5 protein-coding genes are annotated in these 6335 nt (G+C 69.9%); 1 reads left to right on the top strand and 4 read right to left on the bottom strand.

Annotation, left to right across the window (positions count from 1 at the left end; all coding sequences use genetic code 11):
* Positions 1-25: 25 nt before the first annotated feature.
* Complete coding sequence (locus tag AB0J16_RS26825; RefSeq protein ID WP_358544401.1) at positions 26-1036, bottom strand: iron-siderophore ABC transporter substrate-binding protein; 1011 nt, start codon at positions 1034-1036, stop codon at positions 26-28.
* Positions 1037-1166: 130 nt separating this feature from the next.
* On the opposite strand from AB0J16_RS26825, the gene panD reads away from it, so the two are divergent.
* Positions 1167-1583, top strand: coding sequence for an aspartate 1-decarboxylase (panD, locus tag AB0J16_RS26820; RefSeq protein ID WP_358544400.1), 417 nt, complete (start codon positions 1167-1169; stop codon positions 1581-1583).
* A gap of 46 nt (positions 1584-1629) precedes the next feature.
* On the opposite strand, the gene AB0J16_RS26815 is transcribed toward panD, so the two are convergent.
* From AB0J16_RS26815 to AB0J16_RS26805, 3 genes are read right to left on the bottom strand one after another with little or no spacing between them, the layout of a single operon-like run.
* A complete protein-coding gene (locus AB0J16_RS26815) occupies positions 1630-4146 on the bottom strand; it encodes an ATP-binding protein (protein ID WP_358544398.1) in 2517 nt (838 codons plus the stop codon).
* A gap of 47 nt (positions 4147-4193) precedes the next feature.
* Positions 4194-5303 carry a sn-glycerol-3-phosphate ABC transporter ATP-binding protein UgpC gene (ugpC, locus tag AB0J16_RS26810; protein WP_358544396.1) on the bottom strand — a complete coding sequence of 370 codons (1110 nt, stop codon included), beginning with the start codon at positions 5301-5303 and terminating at the stop codon, positions 4194-4196.
* A gap of 15 nt (positions 5304-5318) precedes the next feature.
* Positions 5319-6332, bottom strand: coding sequence for an NAD(P)-dependent alcohol dehydrogenase (locus AB0J16_RS26805; protein ID WP_358544394.1), 1014 nt, complete (start codon positions 6330-6332; stop codon positions 5319-5321).
* Between the last annotated feature and the right edge of the window lie 3 nt (positions 6333-6335).

Raw genomic sequence — 6335 nt, 5'->3', positions numbered from 1 at the left:
GAGGTGGGAGCCGGGTGAGGACCGGTCAGGTGACGTTGGACAGGTCGGTGATCGCGGTCGACGGCTTCATGTCGGCCGCGTTCGCCAGCTGAGGCACGAGCACGTCGAGCGCGTAGAGCAGCGCGTCCGGCCCGCTGTACGACAACGCGCCCCCGAGCGGAGTGGAGAAGTCCGTATAAATGGTCCGATCGGTCTTGACCACGTTCAGCCGGGAGAAGACCGGCGAGGAGGTCATCTTCGCCTTGGTCGAGCCGTTGACGAACAGCACGTCCTTGTCGAGCAGGTCCAGCCGCTCCTCGCTGATGTCGCCGCTCTGGCTCTGGGCGGCGAAGCCGAGCGCGTCGAAGAGCGCGCGGCGCGGGTCGCGGCCCGGAATCAGGTAGTGCTGCCCGTTCTCGGGCCCGTAGTCCACCACCAGAACCTTCCCGGCGAATTCGGGATGCGCCTGCTTCGCCGCGGCGATCTTGCCGTTGACCTTGTCGACGAGCGCCCGCGCCTGCGCGGACTTGCCCAGTGCCTTACCCGTGGTGAGCGTCTGGACGTCCCACGGCGTCTGCTCGTCCGGATACGCGCTGGACTGAATCACCGTGGGGGCGATCTGCGAGAGCTTGTCGTACGTCTGCTTGTTGATCGTCTCGTAGATCGCGATGATCAGGTCGGGCCGCTGCTTGATGATGGCCTCGAAGTTGATCTCCGCCGAGAACGTGGGCAACGGCTTGCCGCCCAGCGCCGTCTTGACCCACGGATAGCTTGGGTACTCCTCGAACCACTCCCGCGTGCCCACCGGCACGACGCCGAGGGCGAGGGCGTAGTCCTGGTCGTTCCACCCGACGGTGACCACCCGGGTGGGCCGCGACTTGATCGTGGTGGACCCGAACTTGTGCTCGATGGACACGGGGAAGGCCGGATCGGCCGCCGCCGCGGCCTTAGGGGCCGGCGCCGAGCTCGAACACGAGATCAGCGAACCCATCATGAGGACGCACACCACGGCGATCGCCGCGGCTCGCCAGGGACGGATGGTGCCGGGAGGAGTCATCTGAGTTCCTTGTCTCTGTGCCCTCCGGCGTCTCGGTGACCGCTGGCCCGGGGGTTGCACAGGCGGGAGTCGATGGGTCTACTTAGGATAGCATTACCTAACTTTTACCGACTCTTCGGAGGGCATGGACATGCAGCGCACCCTGCTCGGCGGCAAGATCCACAGGGCCACCGTGACCCAGGCCGACCTGCACTACGTCGGCTCGATCACGATCGACAGAGTCCTCATGGACGCGGCCGACCTGGTCGAGGGCGAGCAGGTCCACGTCGTCGACATCACCAACGGCTCCCGGCTGACGACCTACGTCATCGAAGGGCCGGCGGGCTCGGGGGTGATCGGCATCAACGGCGCGGCCGCCCACCTCGTGTCCCCGGATGACCTCGTCATCATCATGAGCTACCGGCAGGTGGACGAGAGCGAGGTCAAGTCGTACGTCCCGTCCGTCGTCCACGTCGACGGGCGCAACCGGATCGTTGATCTCGGATCCGACCCGGCCGCCCCGGTGCCGGGCGCCATCGGCCAGAAGTCCGGCGCGACGGTCGGCTGACCGGCTTCCACGCCCCCGACGGTCGAGCGGGAGGTGACCGGGCTCCTCACCCCTGATGGGCGAGCGGGAGGCGGAGGATGAAGCGCGCGCCGTGGGTGGGCGGGGCTTCTACGTGCAGGGTGCCGTGGTGGGCGTGGGCGATCTCGCGGGCGATGGCCAGGCCGAGACCGGTGCCTCCCGTGCCGCGGCTGCGGGCGGTGTCCAGCCGGGTGAAACGCTGGAAGATGTTCTCGCGTTCGGCCGCCGGGACTCCCGGGCCGTCGTCGGTGACGGTGAGCTCGGCGTGGTCGCCATCGCACCGCAATCCGACGTCGATGTGGCGCGCGGCATGACGCTGCGCGTTCTCGAGCAGGTTGTTCAGTATTCGGATGATCTGCCCGGGGACGGCCTCGACCACCACATCGGGTTCGAGCCGGAGCCGCACGGGGCGCGGACCCTTCGCGCGGCAAGGCATCTCCGTCTCGATCAGCCGGGTCAGGTGCACTTTCTCCAGCGCGATGTCCTGGCCGGCCCCCAGCCGGGCCAGGAGCAGGAGGTCGGTGGTGATGGCCTGTAGCCGATCCACGTCGCGCAAGGCGTGTTCGAGCAGGTCGCCGAGGTCGGTCTGCTCGGGGTGGAGTTGCGCCTCCTCCAGTTGGGCCCGCAGCCCGGCCATCGGGGTGCGCAGCTCGTGGGAGGCGTCGGCGGTGAAGCGCCGCTGCCGATCGAGGGACTCGCGCAGCCCCGCCTGCAGGCGCTGCAGCTCCTTGACGCGGGCGCGCTCCTTGTCATACAGGCGGGCTCGCGCCAGAACCTGGGATATCAGCCCGCTGAGCGCCGTGAGCAGCGTACGCTCCTCGCCGGGGAAGCGGTGCGGGTGGTCGTAGGAGATCACGCAGCACCCCTGATAGTGGCCGGGCACGAGCAGTGGCAGGATCGCCCAGGCGCCCATCTCTGGGTTGCCGGCACTCTTGGGGGCCGTCCATTCGGCGAAGTCCGGATAGCGCTGGCGGTGCTCAGCCCTGGAGATGATGAAAACCGGGGCACCCGATCGCAGGGCGTCGGAGAGGGCGGACGGCTCCACGGGCACCTGGCCCTCCAGCCTGGCAAGAACGCTCGCGGCGTAGTTGAAAGCTCCGGCCACGTGCAGGTGGCCGCGGTCGACGGTCAACATGATCAGGCCCGCCGCGCCGAACGGCGGAAGCACCCGTTCGACGATGACCCGCACGAGATCATGGGCGGTCACGGCGTCACCGAGGGCTCGGGTCAGCTCCTGGATCCAGGCGGTCCGCTCGGCGGCGGCCCGCTCGGCGGCCTCGCGCTCGGCCTCTCTCAGGCGCTTGTCGGTGATGTCGGTGAAATAGAGGGTCAGGCCGTCGGGCACCGGCAACAGTCGCACGTGGTACCAGCGACCGTCGCTCGGCCACCGTACGTCGAGAGTGGCGGGCTCCCGCTCGGCGACGGTCCGGCGGCACGCCGCCCGCAGGTTCGGCAACTTTCCCGCCAGCAGGTCCCACAGCACCTGACCATGGGGGCCGGTAACCCTCAAGAGGCGTTCGGCGTCGAGGTTGACGAAGGTGAGCCGCCAGTCGCGGTCCACCGCGAGGAAGGCGTCGCTCATGTAGCGCAGCGCGCGGCTGACCGATTCGCGGGCGATGTGGCTCTCCGTGGTGTCCCAGACCGTGCCGATCATGCGGGCCGGCTCGCCGCCCTCGTCCAGCACCATCCGGCCGCGTGCCTGCAGCCAGCCCGTGGTTCCGTCCGGACGGCGGGCACGGTATTCGACCTCGTAAAGCGCCTTGGTACGGATGGCCTCCTCGGTCGCGGCCATCACCCGGGGATAGTCATCCGGGTGGACGAGGTCGGCCCAGTAGTCGATCGTGTGAGGGCCGGTGGCCGGGTCGATCCCCATGATGGTCAGGGCGGCTTCGTCCCAGTACAGCTCGCCGGTGACGATGTTCCAGTCCCAGGATCCGATCCTGGTCGCCTTCAGCGCCTCCCGGAGATGAGAGTCGGCGGAGAGATCCTCCTCCCACGGGTGCCAGGTGTCCGAGCCGGTGCCGGATACGGCCAGCCGCTGGGTCAGCCAACCGGCCAGCGACCGCAGGAACGCCCGCTCGCGGCCGGTCGGCTGGGCGAGCCCGCAGGAGACTACGGACAGCACGCCGATGGGCCTGTCGGGTACGCGCAGTGGCACGGTCGTCAGGGTCCCGACGGGCGGGGTGGTCATGCCCGTCTTCTCAGCGCTCCCGCGCCCGGCCTTCTCAGCGCACCCGGCGCCCAGGGCGACGGATGCGCACGTGGACGCCCCCTCGCGCAACACCCGGACGATGACGTCCTGGATCTCGTCCCAGGCCTGCAGCCGGACGGGCGGCATCCCGGAAGCCGCCACCAGACGCGGCTTCTCGTTGCCGCCCAGCGTTCCGGACCAGTGCACCATCCCGCTCAGCCCGCGCAGTTCGGCGACCGCCTGGTCCAACGCGTACTTCAGCACCTCGGTCTCAGTGAGGCCGACGGAGGCGAGCGCGAGCCCACGCAGCCGCTGGTTCTCAGCACTGGCGGCCCAGGTCCCGTTCCCGGCCATCCTCTTCCCCCAGATGTCACACCACACAGGAACGGCAACGGACCCGGTCAGGCGGGCAGTCGCCGGCCGGTGGCCGCCGAGAAGAGGCGTTCCTTGCCCGGCAGGATGCGCAGCCGGACCCGTTCGCCCTTGGCCGGGGGCATGTTGGGGTCGACGCGGGCGATGACGGTCTGTCCGAGGCGGACCGGGTCGGTCGTGTCGGCGTACTGGCCGTAGAGGAAGGCGTCCGAGCCGAGTTCTTCCACGACGGTGACGGTGACCGGGAAGCTGCCCGGCGTGCCCTCGCCCACCACCTCGACGCCCTCCGGCCGGAAGCCCAGGATGACGCGGTCGCCGCCCTCCTCCTTGAGCGCCTGGATCGTCTCGCGGCTCAGCCGCACCCGCGTGTCGTCCAGGATCGCCTCGTCACCCTCGACCGGGTACTCGGCGAGGTTCATCGACGGCGAGCCGATGAAGCCGGCCACGAAGACGTTGGCCGGGTGCTGGTACAGCCGCAACGGCGTGTCGACCTGCTGGAGCACCCCGTCCTTGAGCACGGCGACCCGGTCGCCCATCGTCATGGCCTCGACCTGGTCGTGGGTCACGTAGACGGTCGTCACGCCGAGCCTGCGCTGCAGGGCGGCGATCTGGGTGCGGGTCTGTACGCGGAGCTTGGCGTCCAGGTTGGACAGCGGCTCGTCCATGAGGAACACCTTCGGCTCGCGGACGATCGCCCGGCCCATGGCCACGCGTTGCCGCTGCCCGCCGGAGAGCGCCTTGGGCTTGCGGTCGAGGAACTCGGTCAGGTCCAGCAGGCCCGCGGCCTCCCGTACCCGGCGGTCGATCTCCTCCTTGGGCGCCTTCATCACCCGCAGCGCGAAGCCCATGTTGTCGGCCACCGACATGTGCGGATAAAGCGCGTAATTCTGGAACACCATGGCGATGTCCCGGTCACGCGGCGCCAGGTGGGTGACGTCTCGGTCGCCGATGGAGATGCGCCCGCCGTCGACCCGTTCCAGCCCGGCGAGCATGCGCAAGGAGGTGGACTTCCCGCACCCCGACGGACCGACGAGGACCAGGAACTCACCGTCATGGATGTCGAGGTCGAGCGCGTCGACCGCGGGCCGCTCGGTTCCGGGATAGACCCTGGTCGCCTCATCGTAAAGAACTCTGGACATGATCTCCCCTAAAACTCACTCCTGCGGCCGGACGACGGCTTTGACCAGCTCGGGGTCACGGGCGCCGGCCGTGAGCGCCTGCTCGACCTCGGCCAGTCCGTAATGGCCGGTCACCAGCGCGTCCAGCTGGACCCGGCCCGCGGCGGCCAGGGCGATGGCCGCGGGCCAGGTGCCGGCGTAGCGGAACGTGCCCGTCACTTCCAGCTCGCGGGTCTGTACGTGGGCCAGCGGCAGCGGGATCTCGTCCCCGCCCATGCCGACGAGGACGACCCGCCCGGCCCGTCCGACGGCGCGGATGGCCTGCCCTATCGCGGTCGGCTGACCCGAGCATTCGAGCAGTACGTCGGGCTCGAACCCGGCGTCGGACAGCGGGTTCTCGCGCACGTCGAGGGTCTCACTCGCGCCCAGGTCGCGGGCCACCCTGAGCCGTACGGGATTCACGTCGGTGACCAGGACGTCGGTGGCGCCGAAGGCCAGGGCGGTCTGCACGCACAGCAGCCCGACCGGCCCGGCGCCGGTGACCAGCACGCGGGCGCCCGGCTCGACCCGGGCCTTGCGGCAGGCCCACACGCCCACCGACAGCGGCTCGATCAGCGCGGCGGCGTCATCGGACAGGCTGTCAGGGACCGGGTAGGCGAACTCCTCACGCACGACGACGTACTCACAGAAGGCGCCGTCGATCGGCGGGGTGCCGAAGAACCGCATCCGCGGGCAGAGGTTGTAGCGGCCGGCCCGGCATTGCCGGCAGGTGAAGTCGGGCGTACCCGGCTCCACCGAGACGCGCCGCCCCACAAGCTCGCGGCCGACGCCCGGCCCGCTGACGACCACGGTGCCGGACGCCTCGTGGCCCAGCACCAGCGGCGACTCCACGACGAAGTCGCCGATGCGGCCGTGCTCGTAGTAGTGCACGTCCGAGCCGCAGGTGCCGACCGACGCGACCCGTACCAGCACCTCCCGGGGGCCGGGCTCGGGCCGGGGGCGCTCCTCCAGCAGGATCTTGCCGATGCCGTGCAGTACGGCCGCGCGCATAGC

It is taken from the genome of Nonomuraea sp. NPDC049750, assembly GCF_040659625.1.
In the GTDB taxonomy this organism is placed as follows: Bacteria; Actinomycetota; Actinomycetes; order Streptosporangiales; family Streptosporangiaceae; genus Nonomuraea.
Note: the sequence above shows the minus strand (reverse complement) of the source record. Positions and strands in the feature narration are given on the sequence as shown.